Consider the following 25,936-nt stretch of genomic DNA (forward strand, 5'->3'; position numbering starts at 1 on the left):
AGACGATCTCAAGTTAAGAAACGCTTTTGAGCGGCCGTTCTTTTGTTCGATCGCGAAGCGCAGGGCTGATTGCTACGCACGCCCGGCGAAGCGGCGCCGGAATCCCCGACGCCGCATTCGCACATCATTGCTTGTTGGCCTCCGCGGGCTGGGCGGGCTGCTGCGCCGGCTGTTGCTGGACCACGACGGGAGGGGTTTCGACTCGAATGTCCGGAAGCTCGATCTTGGGCGTCTCGATGCCGACATTGATGTTGGTCTCGTCGGCCGCGCGCTGGAGATATCCTCCGAAATAGAGGAAGGCGAGCACAGCGATCACCAGCACGACGAGGATCGCCGCTATGGCGCCGCCTCCGCCGCCGCCCCGGTCGCCGCTCGCGACCACCACCGTCTCGCGTTCCACGGGCCTGTCGTCGTCCATCGTCTCGCTCCTGTTTGTTGCGGGTCGAGAACGGGCCGCACAACGCGCGGTTCCGGGGAAAGGAGGTTAATGGGCGGACCGAAAACCGATGCCTTGTGAACGACGCGCTGTGGGAGGCGCTCAACGAGAAGCGTTGGAGACGGCGGGGCGCAAGTATTTGTGCACCGAGCACCGCATTCATGATAATATTATCCCCGATAATCTCATTGGGGAGGGATGATCATGGAAAATTCGCTCAGTCGACGCCAGTTGATCAAGACGGGGGCAGCTGCGACCTTCGTCGCCGGCACTCAGTTGTTCGTCGGCGTGCCCGCTCTCGCGGATTACGCGGCCGGGCCGACCATGAGGCGCAATGCTTCCACGATGGCGGAGAACGACCCGATCCTCAGGGGCTACCGCCGCGCAATCCGGGCGATGCGCCTGCTCCCCAACAACAATCCGTGCAGCTGGTTCTATCAGGCCGCGATCCACGGCACGACCGACCCGGCCAACCTTCCCTCGTGGAATACATGCCACACCGACCCGGCCTTCTTTTGGGCCTGGCACCGCATGTACCTCTATTTCTTCGAGCGGATCGTCCGGAAGCAGTCCGGCATGTACGACTGGGCGATCCCCTATTGGGACTGGGGCAACCCCGCCGAGCGCGCGCTTCCCGCCCCGTTCCGCGTCACCACCGACGCGCAGCTGTTCGATGCCTCCCGCGACGCGGGCGTGAATGCCGGCACCCCGTTGTCGGCTTCCCTCGGAACGTCCGTGACGAGCGCCATGACGTTGCTGGACTATTTCAACACGCAAAGCTCCGTGAACGGGCCGCACGGCTCCGTCCACGGCGCAGTCAGCGGGAACATGTGCTGCGTCGTGACCGCGGCGCTGGACCCGATCTTCTACCTGCACCACGCCCATGTCGACCGGCTCTGGAACCTGTGGCTGGCGCAGGGCGGCGGCCGGAGCAGCCCGGTCGGGAATACGACCTGGCGCAACACGACCTATACCTTCTTTGACGAATGCTGCGAGCCGGTCAGCCTGAAAGGCTGCGACGTGCTGCGCGCCGCGCTGCAACTGAGCTACGCCTATGAAGGCGAGCCGCCCCAGGTGAATCAATATTGCCCGCGCATATTCAACCCTGCGGTCCTGGAGGTCGCGATCCTGGCGCTGTCGCGGCGGCCGCTCGTGCTGGAGCGGATTCCGGTGAGGGTACCGCTCATTCCGCCCGAGGCGCGAAACGCGGTCCCGCGGCTGCGCGAGACGGTGCGGATGCGGGAGCGCAATGTCGCCCTTCAGATCCGCAATGTCGAGGCCGACAGGGCACCGGAAATCAGCTGGGAGGTGCATGTCGGACCGCGGGGAACTGCCCCCAATGAGCGGACTCTCATCGGGATTTTCGCGTTGTTCGGGGCCGGCATCAAGGACCGCGCCCACCATTACCATCCCGCCGAATTCGTCTTCCCGCTGGGCCGGGTCCTGCGCGACCTCGATCCCGCGACGCTGGAAGTGACGTTCGTGCCGGTCTCCGGGCTCGATCGCGGCCGGCGCGCCGAGACGGTGCAACCGCGTGCCCCGGTCCGGATCGGCGAGGTCGCCATCATCGTCGACGCGCCGATGCCGCAGCCGCCGCGCGACGAGCAGGAAAGGCTCCGCCGCGAGGAGGAACAGCGATAGGGCTCAGGCTTCGGGCAAAAAATCGGGTACCGAAAGGTAGCGCTCGCCGGTGTCGTAGTTGAAGCCGAGGATGCGCTTGCCCGAAAGCTCGGGAAGCTTCTGCGCGATCGCCGCCAGCGTCGCGCCGGAGCTGATGCCGACCAGCATCCCTTCCTCGCGCGCGGCGCGGCGGGCCATTTCCTTGGCGTCGGCCGGGTCGACCTGGATGATTCCGTCGAGCCGGCTGGTGTCCATGATCGCCGGAATGAAGCCGGCGCCGATGCCCTGGATCGGATGCGGCCCGGGATCGCCGCCCGAAAGGACCGGCGACAGGGTCGGCTCGACCGCGAACACTTGCAGGCCCGGCCATTCCGCCTTCAGCACCTCGGCGCAGGCCGTGATGTGACCGCCGGTGCCGACGCCGGTGATCAGAGCGTCGATCGGCGCGTCGCCGAAGTCGGCGAGGATCTCCCGCGCCGTGGTCCGCCGGTGGACCTCGAGATTGGCCGGATTTTCGAACTGCTGCGGCATCCAGCTGTTCCCGGTCGCCGCGATCAGCTCCTCGGCGCGGGCGATCGCGCCCTTCATGCCCTTTTCCTTGGGCGTGAGATCGAAGCTCGCGCCATAAGCGAGCATCAGCCTGCGACGCTCCAGGCTCATGCTCTCGGGCATGACGAGCACCAGCTTGTAGCCCTTGACCGCGGCGACCATCGCCAGGCCGATCCCGGTATTGCCGCTGGTCGGCTCGATGATCGTCCCGCCGGGCTTGAGCCTGCCGGAGGCCTCGGCGTCTTCGACCATGGCCAGCGCGATCCGGTCCTTGACCGAGGCGCCCGGATTGGAGCGCTCCTGCTTGATCCACACCTCGGCGTCGCCGAACAGGCGGTTGACGCGGACATGGGGCGTGTTGCCGATCGTCTCGAGAATGTTGCCGGCTTTCATGGCTGTGCTCCTGTTGCGAGGGCGGTTAGGATCGGGGGGTGACGAAATCCTATCTTGCCGTTCCCGCCGCTTTCGACGCGGCGGAATGCGACGCGATCATAGCATTGGCGGGCGCGATGGAAGCCGCGCCGGTTTACGGCGGCGGCGAACGGCAGATCGATCCGGCGGTGCGCAACGTCCGCTCGCGCCTGATCGCGCGCGCCGAGGCGGGTTGGTTGTTCGAGCGCCTCGACGCCTTGCTGGCGCTCGGCGGGGCAGAGTTCGGCCTGCCTGTCGGCCCGATTGCCGAGCAGATCCAGCTGCTGCGCTACGACGAGGGCGGCCATTTCGCGCTGTGGCACACCGATGGCGGGACCGACGCCGACCGGCAGCGCCTCGTTTCCCTCTCGATCGAGCTGTCCGAGCGGGAGGATTATGAGGGCGGTGAGCTGGAGACCGTTCCCGACCTGATCGGCCGCACGCGCACCCTTCCGCGCGGCAGCGCCCAGCTCTTTCCCTCGCGCGCGCTTCACCGGGTGACTCCGGTGACCCGCGGCACGCGCTGGGCGCTGGTCGCCTGGACGGGCGGGCCCTGACGTCATTCGGCGGCCTTGAGCTCGGGCGGGTCGAAGTTTCGGGCGCGCCGAAGCTCGGGAAACCATTTGGCCCACAGCAGGGTCACGCCGATGGCGCCGATCCCGCCGGCGACCACCGCGGCCACCGGCCCGATGACCGCGGCGAGAAAGCCGCTTTCCGCCTCGCCCAGCTCGTTCGACGCGGAGATGAACAAAGACGAGACCGCGCCCACGCGCCCGCGCTTGTCGTCCGGCGTATGGAGCTGGATCAGCGATTGGCGGACGTAGACGGAGAGCATGTCGGCCGCGCCGAGCAAGGCGAGGCAGACGAGCGACAATTCCATCGAGCGCGACAGGCCGAAGACGATCGTCGCCGCGCCGAACGCCGCCACCGCTCCGAGCATCTTGAGCCCGACCTCGTTCTTCAGGGGGCGGAAGGAAAAATAGATGGCGGTCAACGTCGCGCCGAGCGCCGGCGCGGCGCGCAGATGGCCGAGGCCGGTGGGGCCGGCGTGGAGGATATCGCGCGCGAACACCGGCAGCATCGCCGTCGCGCCCCCGAGCAGGACCGCGAACAGATCGAGCGAGATCGCCCCCAGCACGAGCTTGTTGCCGCGCACGTAGCGAAGCCCGTCGACCATCTGGTGCCAGGGATGCTTCGAGCCTTCGATCGGGGTTCGAGGCTTCGACCCGATCATGAACATGCACAGCAGCGACAGCGCGAACAGGCCGGCCGCGACCGCATAGGGCGCGGGCGGCGCCCAGGCGTAGAGATAGCCGCCGAGCGCGGGCCCGACGATCGATCCGGATTGCCAGGCGATCGAGCTCATCGCGATCGCCTTTGGCAGTATCTCGCGCGGGACGAGGTTGGGCGAGAGGGCCTGCAAGGCCGGCATGGCGAAGGCGCGCGCCACGCCGAGCAAGGCGGCGACGGCGAAGAGTATGGGAAGGGTGATCGTGCCCTGCCAGGAGCACCAGCCAAGGATGCCCGCGCAGAGCAGTTCGAGCGCGATCGTCGCCCGGGCGATGAAGCGCCGGTCGAGCCGGTCGGCGGTCCAGCCTGTCACCAGCGTAAGCGCGAACAGAGGAACGAACTGGACGACTCCGACGAGACCGAGCTGGAACGAGGCGGCCTTCAGATCCATGGTCTGGCGGGCGATGTCGTAGACCTGCCAGCCGATGACGATCACGGTGATCATCTGCGCGATCGTCGAGGCCAGCCGGGCCACCCAGTAGAAACGGAAATCGCGAACGGCGAAGGGCGAGCTCGGCTGCATCAGGCGGCAGTTAGGCCGCCGGGCGGGAGGCTTCAACATCGCCGTCGCGATATTTGCGGAAGGCCATGCTGGCGCCGGAACGAAATCCCCCGCAAAAGCGCTTGGGGCCTTTGGGGACGTGGAGGGTGCGATGAAGCATGGGTTCACGGCTTTGCTGGTTTCGGCGGCCGCTTTGGCGCTGGCGGCCTGCGCGACGGGACCGGGCTCGCCTCCGCCGCCCGACGTCCAGGCCGGGGAGACTTGGCCCGCCTTCATGGCCCGCTACATCGATCAGGATTTCCGCGCCAATCCGGCCTTCGCGGTGGTCCAGGGAAAGCACGAATATGACGGCCGGCTGCCCGACTGGAGCGAAACGGGGCTTCAGAACGAGAAAGCGCGGCTGCGAAGCGCGCTTGCCGCCGCCGAGGCCTTCGATCCCCGCCGCCTCACCCCGGAGCAGCGGTTCGAGCGCGACTACCTGATGGCCCGCACGCGCGGCGCGCTCTTCTGGGTGGACGCCGCCGATCAGCCACACAGCAACCCCGCTTATTACATGAACAACGGGCTCGATCCGTCGGTCTACGTCACCCGGCCCTACGCGCCTGCCGCGACCCGGCTCAGGGCCTTCATCGCCTATCTGCGCGAGATCCCGCGCGCCGCCGGGCAGATCCGGGCCAATTTGCGCACGCCGCTTCCGGTCAGCTTCATCGACTACGGCAAGTCCGCCTTCGGCGGCTTCGCGGAATATTATCCCGGCGACGGCACCCGGGCCTTCGCCGAAGTCCGGGATGCCGAGCTCCAGGCCGAACTTCGAACGGCGGCGCGAGAGGCGGCGCGTGCGATGCGGGGCCTCGCCGACTGGCTCGAAGCCCAGCGGCCGCGGGCGACGACGAACTTCGCCCTCGGGCCGGAGCGGTTCGCCCAAATGATCCGCGACACCGAGATGGTCGACGTGCCGCTGGCCGAGCTCGAGGCGATCGGCCGCGCCGATCTGCTCCGCAACCAGCAGGCGCTGCAGGCCGCCTGCGCCCAATTCGCGCCCGGCGCGACGGTGCCCGCCTGCATGGACCGGATGAACGCGCGCAAGCCCGAGGGCGGCCCGGTCGCCGGTGCGCGGCGGCAGCTGGCCGGCCTGAGGCAATTCATCCGCGACCACGATCTGGTCAGCATTCCCGGAACCGAGGAAGCCCATGTCGAGGAGGCGCCGCCCTACAATAGGCAGAACTCGGCCTATATCGACATTCCGGGACCCTACGAGACCGGCCTGCCCTCGGTCTATTATATCGCCCCGCCGGACCCGAGCTGGACGCCCGAAGTCCAGGCCGCGTTCGTTCCCGGCGAGGCGGACCTCATGTTCACCTCGGTCCACGAAGTCTGGCCCGGCCACTTCCTCAACTTCCTCCACGCCAACCGCTCGCCCTTCACCTTCGGCCGGGTCTATGTCGGCTATGCCTTCGCGGAAGGCTGGGCCCATTATGCCGAAGAGATGATGTGGGACGCGGGGCTCGGCAATGGCGACGCCGAGACCCATGTCGGCCAGCTCTCCAACGCCCTGCTGCGCGATTGCCGCTTCCTCTCGGCGATCGGAATGCACACCGGGCGGATGACCCAGGCGCAGTCGCGGGCGATGTTCCGCGAGCAATGCTATCAGGACGAAGGCAATGCCCGTCAGCAGGCGGCGCGCGGCACCTACGATCCCGCCTATCTCAACTATACGATGGGCAAGCTGATGATCAGGCGCCTGCGCGAGGATTGGGTGCGCGGCCATGGCGGGCGGAGCGGCTGGAAGGCGTTCCATGACCGCTTCCTCAGCTTCGGCGGCCCGCCGATCCCGTTGGTTAGGGCGCAGATGATGGGCGGTACGCCGAGGGCCGTGTTCTAACCTTCTCGCTCATCCTGAGGAGGGACTGAGCTTGGCGAAGGCCCGTCTCGAAGGACCGTCCTTCGAGACGCCGTTTCGACAGGCTCAACGGCTCCTCAGGATGAGCGGGAAATGGCGCGTGCGGTTCAAGCGCCCCCTATCCCGTAGAAGTCGCTGATCCCGGTGAGCAGGAATTGCATGCCGATGGCGATCAGGAGGAAACCGAAAATCTTGGTCATCGCGTCGATCCCGCCCTGGCCGAGGAAGCGGACCATCATCGCCGCCCCGCGCAGCACGAGGAGCGAGAAGAGCAGGGTAAGCGCCATTCCCGCGATCACTCCGGCGTAGATCAGCACGAAATCTTCCGGATAGTGGCTGCGGATCTGGGCGGCGGCGGTGAGCACGACGGAAATCGAGCCCGGCCCGGCGAGGCTCGGCATGGCGAGCGGCGTGAAAGCGACGTCGCGCGCCTGGGGCTGGCCTTCGGCACCGGCGGCCTGGGGCGCCGCGGGCGGAGGAAACAGCATGCGGAAGCCGATGAAGCCGATGATCAGCCCCCCGGCTACTCTGAGGCCCGGCACCGAGATGCCGAAGAAATCGATGATCCAGGCGCCGAGCAGAAGGAAGGTGACGAGGATCGCGAAGGCGTAAATGCAGGCGAGCAGCGCCTGGCGGTTGCGCCACTTGTCGTCGAAGCCCGCGGTCAGCGAGACGAACAAGGGCGCGGTGCTGAACGGGTTCATGATCGGCAGCAGCGCGCCGACGGTGAGCATGATCGCCTGGCCGAAGATCGTGATCGCCTCTCTCCCGCAAGGATGCCCGGCTGAAATGGAGGGAGCGCCCGCGCGACTCAATGCGGGTTTGTCCCGAGAGAGGCGCGCGATGAGGCGCGGAACTACCGCCGATCTCCACCCGTTGCGGTTCAGAAGGAGATTCCAACATGCGTAAAGTGCTGCTCACGATGAGCGCGGCGACGATCGCGCTCGCGGCGCCGCTTCAGGCGCAAGGCCATGGCGGCGGACACGGCGGCGGCCATGGCGGCGGCCAGGGTCATGGCCAGGCTCAGAACAGGCACGGCGGCGGCGGTGGCGGCGATCACGGCAACGGTAACGCCCATCAGGCCCGCGGCGCCGACGACGCTCAGCGCGGCCGCGGCCATGAGGCGCGCGCCGAAGCGCAGCGCCCGGATCGCGGCGGCGCGGTCCATGTCGCCGAGGAGCCGGGCCGGGGTCATGGCCGCGGCCATGCCGAGGATCGCGGACGCCCCGTCGCCCACGTTCGCAACGAGGACGTGCTTCGCCCCGGCGTCCGCCTCGACGGCAACGGCCGCGGGCGCGGCCATGCAGAGGACCGCGGGCGCGCCCGCCTCGAGCGCCGGGCGGTTCTGGTCACCAATCCGGCGGAGATCGTGCGGGTCCGCTGGGAGCCGGCCCGGGGCCTGGTGAACGGCTGCCCGCCGGGCCTCGCCCGCCGCAACAACGGCTGCCTGCCGCCGGGCCAGGCGCGCCACCTCGCCGAGCGGAGCTGGGACGCAAGCCTGTGGCCGCGCTACCGCGAGGGCAATTACGCTTATGCTGACGGCTATCTCTACAAGCTTGCCCCGAGCGGCATGGTCCAGGGCTTCGTTCCGCTTGCCGGCGGCGCCTTGTGGCAGGGCAATCCCTGGCCCGCCAGCTACGGCTACGCCCCCGTGCCGACCTATCTCAGCCAATATTACGGTTGGAACGATCCTTACGATTATCGCTACGCCGACGGCGTGGTCTATGGGCTCGATCCGCAGACGCAGATGATCCAGCAGGTGGCCGGGCTGCTCACCGGCGATCAGTGGAATATCGGCCAGGCGATGCCGACGGGCTACGACATCTACAACGTGCCCTACGCCTATCGCGGCCAATATTACGACACGCCGGACAACATGTACCGCTACAGCGACGGCTACATCTACCAGATGGATCCGACGACCCAGCTGGTGCAGGCGGCGATCAGCCTGCTTTCCTGACCGCAGGTCATCAGAAGGACGAAACGCATGAACCTTTCGCGCATCGGCTTGGCGGCGGCCACCGCCGTCGTCCTCCTCGCCGGCTGCAACCGCGCCGCGGACAGCGGCAACGCGACCGCCGCGAACGGCGCGGCGGCGGCCAACACGGCTGAGCCAGGCAGCCAGACAGTCGCGGCGGCTTTGGCGGGAGACGGCGACCTTGGAAAGCTGAACGAGATTGCCGGCAATGCGGGCCTGGCTGATCTGCTCGGCGGCACCGGCCCCTACACCGTCTTCGCGCCCGACAATGGCGCGTTCAACGCCCTGGGCGCTCAGGCCGATGCGCTGAAGGGGGAGGCGATGCGGCCGCAGGCCATCGCTCTGCTCCGCGCCCATATCGTCCCGGGCGTCGTCACCCGCCGCGATCTCGAGGCGGCGCTGGCGCGGGGCGGGTCGCGGCCGACGCAGATGCGAACCATGGCCGGCGGCACGCTGACCTTCACCCGCGACGGCGACGCGATCGTCGTCGCCTCGGACACGGGCGGGCGAGGGCGGCTGGTCGAGGAGACCTTGGCGTCGAACGGGGCGATCGAGCGGATCGACGGGTTGCTCGTTGCGGCGGACGCGCCGGCGCGCTGAGGCGCCCACTGCACCGATCGCTAGGCGAGGGATCGCGAGTCGAGGAGGCGCGCAAGCGGCGGCAAGCGAGGAGTTGGCGCAATATCGCATTACCTTCCGCGCGGCGGCGATCGCGTATTGCCAGTCAATCGAAGCCTTTATCTCGGGAAAGGGCGTGCCCGATGCCGCCGGGCGATTCGTGAAGCAATCGCCGAACATGCTTCAGTAACCTGGTGCACTGTCACAGATTTCCGGAGTTTTCCGCCGATTAGTGCTCAAAGTTAATCGCGTGCGAAAGGCCATGCAGATATCAAGGCCTCGGACGATCCCTTGAAGACGCTGCGATCTACGCGACCAGCGCCTGGAGTTACTTGAGGTTGCGGCCCAGACCTGCCGTCGGTGTATTGCCAGAGCGTCCAGTCGTCCCATCCTTCAGGCAGGGACTGACGAGGGAGGTTGTATGTGGGCGGCGGATACTCATCGTACCACAATATGCCTCGTGTGACGATCGACTCGCCGTTTCCGTGCATCAGAGTTCGAAGAAGACGCCGTCCATAGATAGCTGGATATCGACCCAATCGTTGACGCACTCGTTCAACGAATAGACGCATATTTTCAAACGTGCCATGTTTCTCACAATCAAAACATATAAACTCATCGTCTCTGGGTCTTACAAAACCAATATAATGATCAGCCTGTCGAACGCCGTCTGATCCTTCTAAGCCCGCAAAGTGATAAGATCCCCATAGCAAGCCTGCTTCGCGAGCCTTATCCCGGCGATATAGATACTTAGCATCTTCTACGTCTATGCCCTCAGTGCCTTGTGTATTATAGCAATAATCCCAGCCTGCTTCATCTCTAGCCAATCGATATCACCATCCTGGTGGCGGGAAAGATCGACAACTGCGGTAGACCAAGCTTGATTTAAAGTCATCTTGGTGTTCCTTCGATGTCTGGGCTCAGACCTATACCACAAAGCTACAGATTATTCCACGCTCACGAAGCTATCCAACACCCGCTTGCGCCCCGCCTTCTCGAAATCGATCTCCAGTTTGTTGCCCTCGATCTCGGCCACCCTGCCGTAGCCGAACTTCGAGTGGAAGACCCGCTGGCCGAGTGCGATGTCGCTCCTCCCCGGATTCCCGAGGCTGATCGCGCTGGCCTTGACCTCCAGCACCCGCGAGGGCGTGCGCTCGAACGCTCCGCTGGAGGCGGCGCGTTGCCAGCCGGGGCCGCGGCCGTTGCCTCGCGCGACGTTGGCGAAGGGGTCGGCGCGTTCGGACCAGTTGGCGCGCCAGAGCGAGGCGCCGCCGGTCATGCTCGTTTCCGCCTCGATATGCGCCTCGGGCAGCTCGGTGACGAAGCGGCTGGGGATGGACGAGGTCCACTGGCCGTAGATCCGGCGGTTGGCGGCGTGGAGGATGACGCATTTGCGCCGCGCCCGAGTGATCGCGACGTAGGCGAGGCGGCGCTCCTCCTCCAATGACGCATTGCCGCCCTCGTCCATCGCGCGCTGCGAGGGGAAGACGCCTTCCTCCCAGCCGGCGAGGAAGACGGTGTCGAATTCCAGCCCCTTGGCGGCGTGGATGGTCATGATCGTGACCTTGTCGGTCTCCCGGTCGGCGTCGTTGTCCATGACCAGGCTGACATGTTCGAGGAAGGCGCCGAGAGTCTCGTATTCCTCCATCGCCCGCGCCAGCTCGGCGAGGTTCTCGAGCCGGCCGGCGCTCTCGGCCGAGCGGTCGGCCTGGAGCATCGCGGTGTAGCCGCTCTCGTCGAGGATGAGGCGGGCGAGCTCGGGATGCGGCATCTCGTCGTCGAGCTTCGCGCGCCAGCGGGCGAAATCGCCCACCAGATTGCCGAGCGATTTGCGCGCGGCGCCGGTCAGCTCGTCCGTGTCGAGGATTCGGGCGGCGGCGAGGGAGAGGGGAATGCTCTCGGCTCGGGCGAGCTGGTGGAGCTTGGCGATCGCCTTGTCGCCGAGGCCGCGCTTGGGCGTGTTGACGATCCGTTCGAAGGCGAGATCGTCGGCGGGCTGCGCGATGACTCGGAGATATGCGAGCGCGTCGCGAATCTCGGCGCGCTCGTAGAAGCGGAAGCCGCCGACGATCCGGTAGGGCAGGCCGATGGCGATGAAGCGGTCCTCGAGCTCGCGGGTCTGGAACTGGGCGCGGACCAGGATCGCGCAATCGTCGAGGCGGCCTCCGCGATGCTGGATCGTCTCCAGCTCCTCGCCGATCCGGCGCGCCTCCTCCGGCCCGTCCCAGACGCCGATCACCTGGACCTTGTCGCCCTCGTCGACCTCGGTCCAGAGCGTCTTCCCGAGCCGGCCCGAATTCTGGGCGATCAGGCCCGAGGCGGCGGCGAGGATGTTCGGCGTCGAGCGGTAATTTTGCTCAAGCCTGATAATAACGGCGCCCGGGAAGTCCTTCTCAAAACGCAAGATATTGGAGACCTCGGCCCCGCGCCAGGAGTAGATCGACTGGTCATCGTCGCCGACGCAGCAGATATTCTTTCGCTCCTGGGCGAGCAGGCGGAGCCAGAGATACTGGGCCTGGTTGGTGTCCTGATATTCGTCGACCAGGATATATTTGAAGCGCTGCTGGTAATGCTCCAGCACGTCGCGGTGGCCTTTCAGGATCACCAGCATGTGCAGCAGCAGATCGCCGAAATCGCAGGCGTTGAGGTCGCGAAGGCGCGCCTGATAGACCGCGTAAAGCTTGGCGCCCTTGCCGTTGGCATAGCCTTCCGCCTCGCCGGCATCGACCTGGTCGGGAGTCCAGCCCTTGTTCTTCCAGCGGTCGATCATCCCGGCAATCATCCGCGCCGGCCAGCGTTTCTCGTCGATGTCGGCGGCGGCGATCAGCTGCTTGAGCAGGCGCAGTTGATCGTCGGTGTCGAGGATGGTGAAATTGCTCTTGAGGCCGACCAGCTCGGCGTGGCGGCGGAGCATCTTGGCGCCGATCGAATGGAAGGTGCCGAGCCAGGGCATGCCCTCGACGACCTCGCCGACGATCCGGCCGACCCGCTCGCGCATCTCGCGCGCGGCCTTGTTGGTGAAAGTCACGGAGAGCAGCTCGGAGGGCCAGGCCCGCCGCGTGTAGAGGAGGTGCGCCAGCCGTGCGGTCAGCGCCGCGGTCTTCCCGGTGCCGGCGCCGGCGAGCACCAGCAGCGGGCCCTCGGTGGTCAGCACCGCCTCGCGCTGCGGCGGGTTGAGGCCGGCGAGATAAGGCGGTTCGTTGGCGGGAGCGTCGGTCACGGGCGAACAGGTAGAGAACGGGAGCGCTTCACTCAACGCCTCATGCGGGGTTTCGAAGCAAAATCACCGTCGCCTTGCCGAATCGGCGCTCGACCGCAAGCTCCAGGCCCGGTGGAGGAACCAGAGTCTCGCCGTGCAGCTCCACGCTCAGCCAGCCGCCGGGTGCGAGCCAGGCCGGGGCCCGGTCGAGCGCGGCCTGGGCGAGGCCCTTGCCATAGGGCGGGTCCATCAGGACGAGGTCGCAGGGCGGAAGCGACACATGCTCGACGGATTGGGCGCGAACGTCGCTCCGCGCCTCCGCACCGAGCCTGGCGATGTTGCGCTTGAGGATATCGAGCGCGGCGCGGTCCTTCTCGACGAACGCGCAATGGGCGGCGCCACGCGAGAGCGCCTCCAGGCCGAGCGCGCCGGTGCCGGCGAAGAGATCGGCGACCTTCAGGCCCTCGAAGCTGCCGAGGCGGCTCTGCAGCATCGAGAACAGGCCTTCGCGGGCGCGGTCGCTGGTCGGGCGGGTGGCGTGGCCCGACGGCGCCCCGATCGTCCGCCCCCGCCATTGTCCGGCGATGATCCTCACGTCTAGCCGCGCTTGCCCGGCGGGCGGCCTTTGGGACCGCCGCGGCCGGGGCCGCCACGAGTGGGAGTGCCCCTTGCCGGGCCGCTGCGTTGGGGGCGGCCTCCGGGCTTGCCGCGGCGTTCGCGTTCCTCTCGCCGAGGGCCTGAACGGACTCGATCTTCGCGTGGCGGCACATTGCGGGCCGGGCCCGTGCGCGCTCGCTCTTCGCGGGGAGGGCCGGTGCGGGCGCGCGAGGGCCGCGGTGGGGCGTCGGCGGGGCGTTCCTCGCGGGGAGGGCCGGTGCGCGCGCGCGGCGGCCGGGCGGGGGCGACGGCGGGGCGCTCGTCTCGCGGCGCATTACGCCGGACGAAGGCGCGCTTCGGCGCCGGAGGGCGGGCAGGGCGCGGCCTGTGTTCGCTCGATTCCGGCGCGGCCATCGGCTTGAGGCCGCTCAGCATGCGGCGGAACTCGACCAGATCGTGCTGGCGCACCTCCTCGACCGCGCCGGGCGCCAGATCGGCGACGGGGAAGGGGCCGTAGGCGGTGCGGATCAGGCGGGAGACCTGCAGGCCGAGATGCTCGAGCACCCGGCGGACTTCGCGGTTCTTGCCTTCGCGAAGGCGCATCTCGACCCAGGCGTTGCGGCCGGTGCGCCGCTCCAGATTGGCGTCGATCGCGCCGTAGCGGACGCCCTCGATCTCGATGCCGTGGATCAGCTCCTCGAGCTGCGCCTGGCTAATCTCGCCGAACACGCGGGCGCGATAGCTGCGTTCGACGCCGGTGGCGGGCAGCTCGAGCTGGCGCTTGAGCTCGCCGTCGGTGGTGAGCAGAAGCAGCCCCTCGGTGTTGAGGTCGAGCCGGCCGACCGGCATCACCCGGGGCAGGTCCTTCGGCAGGCGGTCGTAGATGGTCGGGCGGCCCTTGGGGTCGCGCTCGGCGGTGAGAAGTCCGGCCGGCTTGTGGTAGCGGAACAGGCGCGCGGGGGCGGGCGCCTTGACCGGCTGGCCGTCGACCGTGACTCCGTGGAGCGAGGCCAGCAGAGTCGCGGGCGTTTCGACCGTCTTCCCGTCGATCGCGATTCGCCCTTCGGCGATCATCCGCTCGATTTCGCGCCGCGAAGCGACGCCCGCGCGGGCCATCAGCTTGGCGATGCGCTGCGTGTCTTTGGTCGATTCCTTAAGCGGGGCCATATTTGGTCTCTTGTCCCGGGCGGTTCGAGGCGAATATTCGTAGCCCCGATTGCGGCGCGGGGCACCAACGTCCAGATCGTCCGTTACGCCAGCGAACGAAAAAACAGGGAGGCACGCGCACTACATGCTCTTTGCCAAGCGCGAAAGGTCGATCCGGCGGATCCTGATCGTCGAGGACGAGCCTCTGGTCGCCTTCGACAACGAACATATGCTCAAGGACGACGATTACGAGATCGTCGCGACGGTCGATTCTTATGCCGACGCGGCCGAGGCGATCGACGCGAACGAGATCGACCTGGTGATGACCGACCTCAGCCTGGCCGGCGAGGGCTCGGGCGTCGACGTCGCGCGCGCGGCGCAGGCGAAGGGTGTCCCCGTGCTGTTCGTCACCGCCCATTATTGCGCCGAGGATGCCAAGGCGCTCGCGCTCGGCTGCCTGGCCAAGCCCTATTCCGAAAAGGTGCTGCTCGACGCCCTTGCCGCGGTCGACCGGCACATCCAGGGGGAAAAGCCGAAACGCCGGCCGAAGCAGCTCACGCTCTACGCGCCTGCTTCTAGCTGAGCGCCCGCTCCACCTCGTCGTGGAAGCGGCGGATGCCGGTTTCGAGCGTGCCCAAAGTCACCACATCGATCGAGCCCGAGGCGAGGCCGTTCTGGCCGAGCGCGGCGGCGCGATAATCCTCGCCGGCGAAGACGCCTTCGTCGAGCAGGGTCCAGCTCTTCTCCCAATGGCCGACCTCCTCGGGGCTCGAGGGCGCCTGCGGGATCAGCATGAAATCCTCGACGAGGGTGCGGCCCTCGTTCTGCGGCATCAGCACCATCAGGTTCACGTAATCCGGGCTCATGATTATGATCGTCGCCGGGAGGAGCTGGTAGGCGAAGGTGATCACGGCGCGCAGCGCCGCCCAATCGTGATGGTCGACGCTGGCGAGATAGTCGGTCCGGCCGACCGCCGAGCGCTGGTGGACGCCGATCGTGTCGCCGACCGTGATTCCGTCGGTGAAGAAGCGGGCGATGGTCTGCGAATGGAGCCGCTGGACGTGGTAGCTTTCGAGGAACGCGTCCATGATCAGCTTCCAGTTGGCGGCGACGTCGTGGACCTTGCGGCGAAACAGGTGATGGCCGGCGAGGCCGAACGCGTCGAATTCGGGCGCGAGCGCCCGGCCGTCGGCGAAGTCCGTGCTCTCGCGGGCGAACCAGATCAGCCCGCCGGCCTCGATGTTGGGCAGCTCCTTCAGATGATGGTCGGCCTTGTCGAGCCCGGGAAAGCTGTCCGGACGCGGCATCGCCGCAAGCGCGCCGTCGGCGGCGTAGGTCCAGGCGTGGTAGGGGCAGACGATGCGCGGGCATTTGTGGACGTCGCCCTGCTCGACCAGCCGCGTGCCGCGGTGGCGGCAGACGTTCCAAAAGACATGCGCGATGCCTTGCTTGTCGCGCGTCAGCAGCAGCGGGATGCCGAAGCCATCGTGGGCGACCGCCATGTTCGGTTGCGGGAGCAGGGCGGAAGGGGCGATGACCATTGGTATCCGGTCGAACAGCTTCGCCTTCTCGGCGGCGAAGCGCGCGGGATCGGTATAGACGGAAGCGGGGACGGTGGTGATCCCCGAGCCCGTCATTTCGCCGCCTTCGACGATCTTGCGGGCGAGATTGAGCTGGCCTTGCGTCGGCCGCTGCCGGATCGGCATGTCCATTCCGCGATCTTGCGCCGCGTCGCCACGCAAGGCAAGTTTCGGCCCTTCCGTAGGGGCTAGGCGGGCGGGATCGACTCGTTACAACAAGGCATGAGCAGAAGCCAGCTTGCCGCAATCATCGTCGTCGCGATCATCGCGCTGGGTTACGTCCTGGCGAGGATTCTGGGCGACCGAATGCCGCGCCGGATGCGCGCCTATTTCGAGCGCGAACCGATGGCCGCCTTCTTTGTCGGCCTGTCGTCCGGTGCCCCCTATGCGATGATCGGAGCGACCCTGACGAGCCGATTGGCGCAGTCCGGCATCGAAGCGAGCAGCGTCACCGCTTTCACGCTCGCCATCCTCGTCTACAATTTCAAGCCGCTCTGGGCCTGGATCGTCGACGGCGTGAGGATCCCGGTCCTGGGCCGTCTCGGCCAGCGAGTCTCCTGGCTGATCGTGGCCTGCGTGATGGTCGTCGCGGCGATCGCCAACCTGGCGTTCCAGGACCCGGCGGCCAATCTGTGGCAGACAGCCCTCGCCGCAATCCTGGTCGCTTTCGCGGGCGCCACCTACGACATCGTCATCGACGCCTATCGCATCGAAATGCTGCAGCCGCGCCAGCTCGGCGAAGGCTCGGGAATGTCGCAATATGGCTGGCGGATCGGCTCTACCGCGGCCGGCGCCCTCGCCCTGGTGCTCGCTGACCGGATTGGCTGGCAATGGGCCTATATGGCCTGCGCGCTGTTCGCTTTGCCGGCGATGATCACCGGCCTCGTGCTCGGCGAACCCGAGCGGCATCGCGAGGCGGCGGCGCGCAAGGGCGCGCGGCAGAGCTTGGCCGCGATCTGGAGGCCTTTCACCGAATTCTTCATGCGAACGGGCGCCGTGCTCGTCCTTCTCTTCATCCTGCTCCACAAGATCGGCGACACGCTGGGGCAACTCGTCCTTCGGCTGCTGCTCGACAATATGGGCTATTCCAACGACGAGATCGCGCTTTGGGACGTCGCGGTCGGCTTCTGGGCCTATTTGATCGGCATTTTCATCGGCGGCTGGCTCTATGCGCAGCTCGGGATGAAGCGATCGGTCCTGCTGAGCCTTGTCTTGATGGGTGTTTCCAACGCCAGCTTCGCGCTGCTTGCGATCGGCGGGCACAGCAATATCGGGCTCGCCGCCTGCATGACCTTCGAGAACATGGCGAGCGGGGTCGGTGGAGTGGTGCTCGTGGCCTATTTCTCGGCGCTGACCGATTTGCGCTTCACCGCCTCGCAATATGCCCTGATCTCGGCCGGCACGAGCATCGTCGGCCGCCTGCTGACTGGCACTACGGCCGGCGCGCTGGTGGAGGCGATGGGCTTCGTCAATTTCTACTGGCTGACGACCCTCGCGGCGCTGCCCGGCATCCTGCTCTTCTGGTGGATGATGCGGATGGGCCTGATCGACGCCTCGATCGGCACCGCGGGCAAGGAAGGCGAGGGCGACGCCCGGGCCGAGGCTCAGCCCGGAGGCTGATCGTTTCCGGCGAGCACCTCGCCGGCGAGATAGAGCGAGCCCAGGATCAGCACCACCGCCGGCCTCGCCGGGTCGGCGTGGCGGGCGATCCAGCCGAGCGCGTCGCGCACATCCGTTGCGGCCATCGCGTTCATCCCCATCGCGCGCGCCGCCGCGGCCAGCGCTGCCGGGGCGTGGTGCTCGTGGTCGGCGACTGGAATTGCGTGCAGGGTCAGCGACCGCCCGCGAAAGGGCTGGAGCACGCCCGGCGCATCCTTGTTGGCGAGGAGGCCGAAGATCATGTGGAACGGCCGGTCGAGGCCACGGAAATGATCGGCGACGGCGCGCGCCGCCGCGGGATTGTGGGCGCCGTCGAGCCATAGCTCCGAGCCGGCCGGAAGGACGCTCGCCAAGGGTCCCGCCCCGAGCCGCTGAAGCCTCGCCGGCCACTCCGCCCAGCGCAATGCGGCCTTGAGCGCGCTCTCCGGCACGTCGAGAACGCGCTGGTGACGCAGCATGGCGATCGCCAAAGCGGCGTTGAGCCCCTGGTGCGCGCCCGAAAGCTCCGGCAGAGGGCCTTCGATCGCGCCCCAACGGTCGCGATAGGCGAAGGCGCTGCCGATTTCGGCATCCCACTCGCCGCCGCGCGGGAGCCACGAGGCGTCCGCCTTAGCCGCCGCTTCGCCAACCACGGCAGCCACGTCGGGCGAATAGAGCTGGGTGAGCAGCGGCACGCCGGCCTTCGCGATTCCGGCCTTCTCGGCGGCGATCTGCTCGATCCTCTCGCCCAGGAAGGCGTGATGGTCGTGGCCGAGCTGGGCGATCCCGCAGGCGATCGGGGAGGGGACGACGTTGGTCGCGTCGAGCCGCCCGCCGAGGCCGACCTCGACGATGCAGGCGTCGGCCGGCGTGCGGGCGAAGGCGAGGAAGGCGGCGGCGGTGGTCGCTTCGAAGAAGCTGATCTCCATGCCGTCCGCGGCGTCGAGCGTCTCGGCGAGGAGCGCGGCGAGCGGCTCGTCGTCGATCAGCCGGCCGGCGAGGCGGATGCGCTCGTTGAAGCGGACGAGGTGCGGGCTCGAATAGACGTGGGCGGCGAGCCCCGCCGCCTCGACCGCCGCGCGCAGAAAGGCGCAGGTCGAGCCCTTGCCGTTGGTTCCGGCGACGTGGAGCACCGGCGGCAGGGCCCGCTCCGGGTTGCCGAGCCGGTCGAGCAGCGCGGAGATTCGCTCGAGGCCGAGAATGTCCCGCCCCGGCGAGAGGGCTGAGAGCCGGTCGAGCTGGGCCTGGACGGCGGGGTTATCGGAGCAAGCGCGGTCGGCCAATCAATCCTCCCCGGAACGGGGAGGGGGACCGCGGTGCGAAGCGCCGTGGTGGAGGGGCCGCTCCGGCGTCTGTCGACCCCACCACCGCACTTCGTGCGGTCCCCCTCCCCGTTCCGGGGAGGATTTGACGGTCACGCCGCCTCCCTCGCCGGGGTCAGATAATCGAGCAGAAGCGCCAGCGTCTCCCGCAGCTCCTTCCTGTGAACGACCATGTCGACCATCCCGTGGTCGAGCAGATATTCCGCGCGCTGGAAGCCTTCGGGGAGCTTCTCGCGGATCGTGCTTTCGATCACCCGCTGGCCGGCGAAACCGATCAGCGCCCCGGGTTCGGCGATCTGGACGTCGCCGAGCATCGCGTAGGAGGCGGTGACTCCGCCGGTCGTCGGGTCGGCGAGGATGACGATATAGGGCAGCCCCGCTTCCTTGAGCTCGGCGATCGCGACGGTCGCCTTGGGCATCTGCATCAGCGAGAGAATGCCCTCCTGCATCCGCGCTCCGCCCGCCGCGGTGACGATGACGTAGGGCGAGCGGTCGGCGATCGCCGCACGGGCACCGGCGACGAAGGCGGCGCCGACCGCCATGCCCATCGATCCGCCCATGAACGAGAAATCCTGGACTCCGAGAACCACGCGGTTGCCGTCGACGGCGCCGCGCGCGTTGAGCAAGGCGTCGGGCTCCCCGGTCGCCGCGCGGGCGGCCTTGATGCGGTCGGCGTAGCGCTTGGAATCGCGGAACTTGAGCGGGTCCTCCCTTACCTCGGGCGGCGGAAGGACCGTGTAGCCGGGGTCGAGCAGCAGATCGAAGCGCAAGGTCGCGCCGATCCGCCCGTGATGGTCGCAGCGCGGGCAGACGTAGAGATTGTCCTCATATTCCTTGGTGAAGACCATCGCCTCGCATTCCGGGCATTTGTGCCACAGATTGTCGGGCGTCTCCCGCTTGGGCAGGAAGGGGATCGAGTTGCGAACCCGGTTCAGCCAGCTCATGCACTTCTCCTCGGGGCGGGCGGATAGGACGTGGGCACGGCCTTTGTCAAAAGCCCTCCCCCTCGATGGGGGAGGGTTGGTTGGGGGGTGGAGTCAATGAAGATCGCGGCCAATGCGGAGAGTCCACCCCACCCCAAACCCTCCCCATCGAGGGGAGCGGCTTCGGAATTTCAATTCCCTGGTTTAAAGCGTCGCCGCGATCGCGCGTGCCGCCTGGCCGGGATCCTCGGCCTGGGTGATCGGCCGGCCGATGACGAGGATCGAGGCGCCGGCGTCGAGCGCCTGGCGAGGGGTGACGACTCGCTTCTGATCGCCGGCAGAGGAGTCGGCCGGGCGAACGCCGGGGACGACGAAGAAGCCGTCCGGCCAGAGCTTGCGCGCCGCGCCGACCTCGGCCCCGGAGCAGACGACTCCGTCGAGCCCCGCCTCGCGCGCCAGCCCGGTGAGTCGGGCGACCTGATCGTGGACATTGCCCGAAGCGCCGGTGGCGGCGAGGTCGGAATCGTCGAGGCTGGTCAGGACGGTGACCGCGACCACCCTGGTCCCGGACGGAGCGGCGGCCTTGGCGTCCTCCATCATCGCCCGCCCGCCTGCCGCGTGGACGGTCAGGATGGCGGGCTCGATCCGGCGCAGCGCCTGGACGGCGTTGGCGACGGTGTTGGGAATGTCGTGCAGCTTGAGGTCGAGGAAGATCGGCAGATCGTGCGCGGCCATTTCGCGAACGCCCTCGGGGCCGTTCGCGCTGAAGAATTCAAGGCCGAGCTTGATCCCGCCGACATGGCCCTTGACCTTGGCGGCGAGAGCGCTGGCGCGTTCCAGATCGGGCGTGTCGATCGCGACGAAGATCGGCCGCGTCATTCCGCGGGGGCGCCGACCGGCGGACGATTCGGTGCATTGCCGGTCGGCACCGGCGCCGGGTGGCTCACGGCATAGGCCTGTGTCTGGACGTCGAGCCGCCGCTGCACCGACCACAAACGGGTGCGATAGAGGACGAAGGTCGGAAGGAAACCGAGCAGGAAGGCGGCCAGGACGAGCAGGGGCATCCGAACGCTGACGATGACGTCGCCGAGGCTGATATCGATCGAATACCAATTGTTGTAGCCGACCAGCGTCGCCGCGGCGGTGACGATTATCCAGAACAGAGTCTTCAGGAACTGCATCCCTCTCCCTTCTCCGAAAACGCCCGCCGCGTCCAGACTCAGCCGATCTCGCGCTCGAGCTCGGCGAACAGGGCGTCGATCGCCTTCAGCCGCGGCCTTTCCTCGGCGAGGATCGCTCGGAAGGCGTCGCGTTTCAACGCGGCGACGGCGTCCGGCGCAAGCTGGCGCGCCTTCGGAACCGAGGAATTGACGATGTCGATCAGCCGGTCGGCGCCGTGCAGGCGACCCCAAAGATAGTCGTTCTCCCGATAGGCGCGGCTGAAGAAGGCGCCGAAGCTGTTGAATTGAAGCCCTTTGAGCGTCGCGCGCGGATCGCCCTGCCGGATTGCGGTCGCGTCGTTGGGCGAGATTCGGTCGACCTTGATCGGGTCGAACTCGTCGAGACCCTCGCCCTGGAGCAGCGGCAGGGTGGCGATGTCGTAATAGGGATAGCCCAGATAGGCGAGGATCAGGGCCCGACGGTCTCCCTTCGGAAGAGTCAGCAGCGCCCGGCTCAGCGCGAGGTCGGCCTCGCGGTCGAGCGGCTCGAGATCGAACATCCTGGCGAGCGCGGCCAAAGCGGCGGCCGGGTCGGCTTCGACGTTCGCGAATGCCCCCTGAAAGGGCGCCGGAGCCGCTTCCGGGACGCGCTGCCGATAGGCGCCGATCAGGCCGTGCAAGACCCGCAGCACCCCCTCCTGGGCCTCGCGCGACGCTTCCATCACCTCGGTCGTCTCGGTGATCCGGCGCGCGACGAGGCGCAGCCGGCGGGTGCGAAAGGTGATGTCGAGATCGACGAGGAAGCGGATCACGTCGTCGCGCGCGCCCTTTGCGGTCACCGCTTCGGAATCGACCAGGCCGGAATCGCGGATGTGCCGCCAGAGCGCCCGGCGGACCATCTTGCGCCGGTGGTTGTCGCCGCCGCCGCCAAGCCGGAAGACGATGCCAACCGCCTCCTCGACCACGGTCGCGATCTTGAGCTGGCCGTAGGCGGCATAGGCATAGCCGGCCTCGCGCGCCGAGAGATTGTGCGCTTTGGCTCGCCACGCCGCGATCCGCGCCGGCGTCGGGCTGCTGAGGAAAAAGGCGCGGCCGATGGCGCGCTCGATCGCGGCCTCCACCTCGGGCCGGATCGCGTCGATGATCCGCCTCAGGCGCCGGATCCGCGCAGACATCCGGTCCATCGCCTCCAGATTGTCGCGGATCGGCTGCTCGCGCGGAATGTCGGAAAGCGCGCCGAAGATGGTGGCGAAGAATCCCGGCGGCTCGGCCTCGCCGTTGGCGGCGAGCCGAACGCTCTTCATCCCCGGCTTGGGATCGATGTAGACGAAGCGCCGGTCGACCTCGCGCCGCGCCGGGCGCTTCTCGAGCGCGGCGACGGCCGGCCCGAACGGCGCGTTGTGAAGCACCGACCCGTCGATCAGCACGGCTTTTTCGGCATCGTGCAGAGTCGCATGGCCCGGAAGCGCCCGAATGAGGAACGAGTCGCGGCCAGGCCAGGCGCGCTTTCGCTTCTCGAGGCAGCGGTCGAGCTCGGCGACCTGGAAGGGCGGGAAGGCGCCCGGGAAGCTCGCCGTGGCGCGCGCTGCGAAGGCCAGCTCGGCGGGGTCGGCGAGGCGGCGGCCGGGCCCGCCCGGATCGTTGAACGACAGGGTCAGCCGGTGCTCCGTCTCGATCACCTCGCGCGGCGAGTTGAGCCTGAGCTGCTCCGGATAGCCGTGAAAATCGGTGACGGTCACGAACAGGTCGAGTGGCTGATAGTCCGGCAGGAGAGGGGCGCCGCGCGGACCCTTCGCCATCGCGTCGAAGGCGTTGAGGATCAGGTTGGTCAGCTCCGGACCCCCGAAGGGCGGCGACAGCCAGGGCGCGCGGACGAAATTGGCGAGCTTGGCGCGGATTTCGGCGCGGTGGCCGTGCTCGACGGTTTTGTCGATTCCCGAGCGCGCCGACAAAGCCCAGGCCACTGGGATGGCCGACATCTTGGCCAAGCGCGAAAGGGAACTGACGTCGCTGTCGACCAGCGCGTCCACATCCGCGGAATCGAGCCACAGGTCGGTCAGCGGATCGAGCGCCTGGCCCGAGGCGATGGCGTGGCCGAGGAAGATGGCGTTGATCCCGCCCGCGCTTGCCCCGGCGAGGATATCGACGATGATCCGGATGTCGACGCTGGCCTCGGCCGCGATCGTCTTCAGCAGCCGGGCGTAGAGATCCTCGGGGCCGGTCTCGGGCGGGTTGCGCGAATGGACCGCCTGGCTGGCCTTCGCCAGCCGCCAGATCTCCTTGGTGATGCCGTGCATGTAGACCGCGAGGCTGACGCCGCCATAGCAGACGAGGGCGATCCGCAGCTCCTTCTCTTGCATACGCTCAAGCGTGGCAGGAAGCGGGCGGCCTGTCGAGCAAGGCTCGAAAAGCCGTGACGGCCTCGCTTCCTTTAGCGGAATCGCCCGGCTAAGGCGAAGGCGCCGGACGGCTCATGGGAACCGGCGCAAAGGACCTGGATTCTCGCTTTCGTGCACGTTCGGCGCATCGCCTGGTTTCTCGTTGCAGGAGTGGTTGCCGCGGTCGCCCTGTGGGCGGTCGCGTTGCGCTTCAGCGCGCCGGTTCCGGGCGCAGCCCCTTCACGCCGCTTCGACGTCGCGGTCGGCGAGGCGGCGCGGCAGCCGCACGCGGTCAATTACGACCAGCTCGACGCGAGGCTGCAGCGGTTGATGCAGGACCCGGCGATGGTCGGCCTCGCGGTGGGCGTGGTCGAGGGCGGCCAGATCCGCTTCATCAAAGGCTACGGCACTACCGCCGCCGGAGGCAGCGACCGGGTCACTGCCGACACCGTGTTCCGCTGGGCGTCGCTCTCGAAGGGCGTCGCCGCCGACGCGGTGGCCCTGCTCGCGGCCGAGCATCGCCTGTCGCTCGACGAACCGGTCGGCCGCTACGCCGCTTCGCTCCATCTTCCCGGCGGCAACGAGAATGTCGCGACCGTCGCCAATTTGCTGTCGCATACGCTCGGCCTGTTCGGCCATGCGCAGGACGGGAAGCTCGAGGACGGGATGGACCCGCATTACCTCCGCGGAACACTGGCCACGCTGCACAACATCTGCGCGCCGGGCGCCTGCCACGCCTATCAGAACGTCGCCTACGACGCGGCTTCCGAGATCGTCGAGCGAATCTCGGGCAAGCCCTATGGCGAATTCCTGCACGAACGCTTCTTCGCGCCGCTCGGCATGACCGGCGCCAGCGCCAGCCGCGACGGGCTGCTCGGCGCGCCGAGCTGGGCGCGGCCGCATGTCGGCGGCCATCCGCGCGGCCCCGAGGAGGTCAACGAGGCCTATTATCGCGTTCCCGCGGCAGGGGGCGTGAACGGCACGATCAAGGATCTTTCGATCTGGATGCTGGCGCAGATGGGGCTCGCGCACGACGTCCTGCCGGCCCAGGTCCTCGCCACGGTGCAGACTCCGCGAATCCGCACCCCGGGAGAGAATTTTCGCCGCCGCAAGTTTCGCGAGCGGACGGCGGCGACCGCTTACGGGCTCGGCTGGCGGATCATGGATTATGCCGGGCACCGGGTGATCGGCCATCATGGCGGCGTGCGCGGCTACCGCTCGATGATCATGTTCGATCCGGCGCTCAAGGCGGGCGTGGTCGTGCTCTGGAACTCGTCCAGCCCGCGGCCCAACGGGATCGAATATGAGGTGATGGACATGGTCTATCGCCTGCCGTTCCGAGACTGGCTGGATCTCGACGATCTGCGCGTGCCCGACGAGAGCGAAGCCCCGGGCAATGCCGTGCATCCCGCCGACAACGAGGGCGGCGGCTAACTCCCTCTCCCCTCTGGGGAGGGGGTTGGGGAGAGGGGCAGGACTACGACACCCCCTCTCCCTTCGCCGCTATCGCGGCTCTTCCCTCTCCCCAGAGGGGAGAGGGTTGGGCTTGAGCTCCGCCCAGATCGGGAGATGGTCCGAGGCGGTGCGCGAGCAGGCGCTGCGGTGGACTCCGCTGGCGACGACCCTGAGGTCGCGGCTGATCATGATCCGATCGAGCGAGGCGATCGGGCGGCGGGCGTGAAAGCTTGGTCCGCACGGCGCGAAATCGTGATGAGCGCCGAAATCGCGAAGGCAGCCGCCGCGGCTGCTCCACTCGTTGAGGTCGCCCATCAGAACGGTCGGCGGCTCGCCGTCGCGCTCGTGCAAGTGGGAAAGGATCGCCTGCGCCTGCCGCCTGCGCCACAGGCCCGAAAGATCGAGGTGCATTCCGACGATCCGCAGCAAGGCGCCGTCCACCACGATCTCCGCCAGAACCGCGCCCCTCGGCTCCAGTGCCGGCAGCCTGAACAGGTGATGCTCGCGCACCTCGGTGCTCTTGCGCACCAGAAGGGCGTTGCCGTGCCAGCCGATCGAGCCGGCGCGAACGTCCATCTCCACCGCCTTGTAGTCGCTGCGCGCCTCCAGCATCGAAAGCGGGATGGCGCTCGATTTCGATCCGAAGCGCCGATCCGCCTCCTGAAGCGCGATCACGTCGGCGCCGAGCTCGTTGAGCACCTCGATCGTCCGCTCGGGCCGCCGCCGCCGGTCGGTCCCGATCGCCTTGCGCATATTGTAGGAGGCGACGCGGATCATGGCGTCTGGTGAAGGCCCCGGCGGATCAGCGCAACCTCAATGCGCGATTTTTTCGAGCGCATGCTCCAGCGCCTTGGCCGCCTTGTCCGCCGCGAGCGTCACGGCATTTTCGACCCGCGCCGCCTCGGCGTGGACGGCGACCGGCGGATGGCCGGCGGGCCGGGTCTCGATCGTGACCCTTTTGTCGGCATCGCCGCCCTTGGCGCCATTGACGTCCGCGATATGCACCTCGACGTGGGTCAGCCTCTGCTCGAAGCGGCGAAGCTTCGCGCGCACCTTCTGCTCGAGCCTGTCATTGGCTTCCGAATCGCTGATGATCTGGTTGTCGGTGCGGATCTGGACGAACACGTCTTGGCCTCCTCGCTAAGGGTCTCGCCTTCATAATGCCGCGCGGGGCGGCGGCGTTCCATCGGGACAAGTTTGGACTAGCCGTTCTCTTTATGTTTCGCTAAACTTA

At 67.7% G+C, this 25,936-nt stretch carries 24 protein-coding genes; 8 read left to right on the forward strand and 16 right to left on the reverse strand.

Translation table 11 applies throughout. The annotated features are described in order from the left end of the window. Positions 1–124 precede the first annotated feature (124 nt). A complete protein-coding gene (locus E6G92_03605) occupies positions 125–418 on the reverse strand; it encodes a hypothetical protein (GenBank protein TMJ18918.1) in 294 nt (97 codons plus the stop codon). Positions 419–634: 216 nt separating this feature from the next. Between E6G92_03605 and E6G92_03610 the strand changes: the two genes are divergently transcribed. Further along, positions 635–2,077: a hypothetical protein gene (locus tag E6G92_03610; protein TMJ18919.1), complete on the forward strand. Its 1,443-nt coding sequence runs from the start codon at positions 635–637 to the stop codon at positions 2,075–2,077. A gap of 3 nt (positions 2,078–2,080) precedes the next feature. On the opposite strand, the gene cysK is transcribed toward E6G92_03610, so the two are convergent. Then, positions 2,081–2,998, reverse strand: a complete 918-nt coding sequence (gene cysK, locus E6G92_03615) for a cysteine synthase A (protein TMJ18920.1) — start codon at positions 2,996–2,998, stop codon at positions 2,081–2,083. A 38-nt stretch (positions 2,999–3,036) separates the two neighbouring features. Between cysK and E6G92_03620 the strand changes: the two genes are divergently transcribed. Next, entirely contained in the window at positions 3,037–3,573 is a 537-nt protein-coding gene (locus E6G92_03620; protein TMJ18921.1) for a 2OG-Fe(II) oxygenase, read from the forward strand. 2 nt (positions 3,574–3,575) lie between these two features. Here the strand turns inward: E6G92_03620 and E6G92_03625 are convergent, their stop codons facing one another. Further along, positions 3,576–4,829, reverse strand: coding sequence for an MFS transporter (locus tag E6G92_03625; protein ID TMJ20691.1), 1,254 nt, complete (start codon positions 4,827–4,829; stop codon positions 3,576–3,578). A gap of 130 nt (positions 4,830–4,959) precedes the next feature. On the opposite strand from E6G92_03625, the gene E6G92_03630 reads away from it, so the two are divergent. After that, entirely contained in the window at positions 4,960–6,690 is a 1,731-nt protein-coding gene (locus E6G92_03630; protein ID TMJ18922.1) for a DUF885 domain-containing protein, read from the forward strand. A 125-nt stretch (positions 6,691–6,815) separates the two neighbouring features. On the opposite strand, the gene E6G92_03635 is transcribed toward E6G92_03630, so the two are convergent. Further along, complete coding sequence (locus E6G92_03635) at positions 6,816–7,442, reverse strand: MarC family NAAT transporter (protein ID TMJ18923.1); 627 nt, start codon at positions 7,440–7,442, stop codon at positions 6,816–6,818. 167 nt (positions 7,443–7,609) lie between these two features. Here E6G92_03635 and E6G92_03640 point away from each other — a divergent pair, with 167 nt between their 5' ends. Both E6G92_03640 and E6G92_03645 read left to right on the forward strand, forming a co-directional pair. Beyond that, positions 7,610–8,668: a hypothetical protein gene (locus E6G92_03640; GenBank protein ID TMJ18924.1), complete on the forward strand. Its 1,059-nt coding sequence runs from the start codon at positions 7,610–7,612 to the stop codon at positions 8,666–8,668. Positions 8,669–8,695: 27 nt separating this feature from the next. Next, positions 8,696–9,286, forward strand: a complete 591-nt coding sequence (locus tag E6G92_03645) for a hypothetical protein (protein TMJ18925.1) — start codon at positions 8,696–8,698, stop codon at positions 9,284–9,286. A gap of 260 nt (positions 9,287–9,546) precedes the next feature. On the opposite strand, the gene E6G92_03650 is transcribed toward E6G92_03645, so the two are convergent. The 4 genes from E6G92_03650 to E6G92_03665 all read right to left on the reverse strand — a co-directional run bounded on the left by E6G92_03650 (position 9,547) and on the right by E6G92_03665 (position 14,267). Beyond that, entirely contained in the window at positions 9,547–10,131 is a 585-nt protein-coding gene (locus E6G92_03650; GenBank protein TMJ18926.1) for a glycoside hydrolase, read from the reverse strand. 119 nt (positions 10,132–10,250) lie between these two features. Next, positions 10,251–12,524 carry a DNA helicase II gene (locus tag E6G92_03655; GenBank protein ID TMJ18927.1) on the reverse strand — a complete coding sequence of 758 codons (2,274 nt, stop codon included), beginning with the start codon at positions 12,522–12,524 and terminating at the stop codon, positions 10,251–10,253. Between the two features lie 40 nt (positions 12,525–12,564). Continuing rightward, complete coding sequence (rsmD, locus tag E6G92_03660) at positions 12,565–13,098, reverse strand: 16S rRNA (guanine(966)-N(2))-methyltransferase RsmD (GenBank protein ID TMJ18928.1); 534 nt, start codon at positions 13,096–13,098, stop codon at positions 12,565–12,567. 2 nt (positions 13,099–13,100) lie between these two features. Next, entirely contained in the window at positions 13,101–14,267 is a 1,167-nt protein-coding gene (locus E6G92_03665) for a pseudouridine synthase (GenBank protein TMJ18929.1), read from the reverse strand. Positions 14,268–14,391: 124 nt separating this feature from the next. Here E6G92_03665 and E6G92_03670 point away from each other — a divergent pair, with 124 nt between their 5' ends. Further along, complete coding sequence (locus tag E6G92_03670; GenBank protein TMJ18930.1) at positions 14,392–14,829, forward strand: response regulator; 438 nt, start codon at positions 14,392–14,394, stop codon at positions 14,827–14,829. Here the strand turns inward: E6G92_03670 and E6G92_03675 are convergent. Then, entirely contained in the window at positions 14,822–15,958 is a 1,137-nt protein-coding gene (locus E6G92_03675) for an aromatic ring-hydroxylating dioxygenase subunit alpha (GenBank protein TMJ18931.1), read from the reverse strand. The two genes, E6G92_03670 and E6G92_03675, sit on opposite strands and share 8 nt — an antisense overlap. 174 nt (positions 15,959–16,132) lie before the next feature. Here E6G92_03675 and E6G92_03680 point away from each other — a divergent pair, with 174 nt between their 5' ends. After that, a complete protein-coding gene (locus E6G92_03680; protein TMJ20692.1) occupies positions 16,133–17,446 on the forward strand; it encodes an AmpG family muropeptide MFS transporter in 1,314 nt (437 codons plus the stop codon). Here E6G92_03680 and E6G92_03685 read toward each other — a convergent pair. From E6G92_03685 to E6G92_03705, 5 genes are all read right to left on the reverse strand, one after another. Next, a complete protein-coding gene (locus E6G92_03685; protein TMJ18932.1) occupies positions 17,431–18,747 on the reverse strand; it encodes a bifunctional folylpolyglutamate synthase/dihydrofolate synthase in 1,317 nt (438 codons plus the stop codon). The genes E6G92_03680 and E6G92_03685 overlap by 16 nt on opposite strands. 131 nt (positions 18,748–18,878) lie before the next feature. Beyond that, the gene (locus E6G92_03690; protein TMJ18933.1) at positions 18,879–19,730 is read right to left on the reverse strand and encodes an acetyl-CoA carboxylase carboxyltransferase subunit beta; all 852 of its coding nucleotides are present in this window, start codon (positions 19,728–19,730) and stop codon (positions 18,879–18,881) included. A 183-nt stretch (positions 19,731–19,913) separates the two neighbouring features. Beyond that, positions 19,914–20,588 carry an orotidine-5'-phosphate decarboxylase gene (gene pyrF, locus E6G92_03695; protein TMJ18934.1) on the reverse strand — a complete coding sequence of 225 codons (675 nt, stop codon included), beginning with the start codon at positions 20,586–20,588 and terminating at the stop codon, positions 19,914–19,916. After that, entirely contained in the window at positions 20,585–20,890 is a 306-nt protein-coding gene (locus tag E6G92_03700) for a hypothetical protein (protein TMJ18935.1), read from the reverse strand. Before E6G92_03700 ends, pyrF begins: the two co-directional genes overlap by 4 nt. 38 nt (positions 20,891–20,928) lie before the next feature. Further along, positions 20,929–23,229, reverse strand: coding sequence for a patatin-like protein (locus E6G92_03705; protein TMJ18936.1), 2,301 nt, complete (start codon positions 23,227–23,229; stop codon positions 20,929–20,931). 165 nt (positions 23,230–23,394) lie between these two features. Here E6G92_03705 and E6G92_03710 point away from each other — a divergent pair, with 165 nt between their 5' ends. Then, a complete protein-coding gene (locus E6G92_03710) occupies positions 23,395–24,681 on the forward strand; it encodes a beta-lactamase family protein (protein TMJ20693.1) in 1,287 nt (428 codons plus the stop codon). Positions 24,682–24,750: 69 nt separating this feature from the next. Here E6G92_03710 and E6G92_03715 read toward each other — a convergent pair whose 3' ends face one another. Further along, the gene (locus E6G92_03715; GenBank protein ID TMJ18937.1) at positions 24,751–25,479 is read right to left on the reverse strand and encodes an endonuclease; all 729 of its coding nucleotides are present in this window, start codon (positions 25,477–25,479) and stop codon (positions 24,751–24,753) included. Between the two features lie 36 nt (positions 25,480–25,515). After that, positions 25,516–25,827, reverse strand: a complete 312-nt coding sequence (locus E6G92_03720; GenBank protein ID TMJ18938.1) for an HPF/RaiA family ribosome-associated protein — start codon at positions 25,825–25,827, stop codon at positions 25,516–25,518. Between the last annotated feature and the right edge of the window lie 109 nt (positions 25,828–25,936).

It is taken from the genome of Alphaproteobacteria bacterium (assembly GCA_005883305.1).
In the GTDB taxonomy this organism is placed as follows: domain Bacteria; phylum Pseudomonadota; class Alphaproteobacteria; order Sphingomonadales; family Sphingomonadaceae; genus Allosphingosinicella.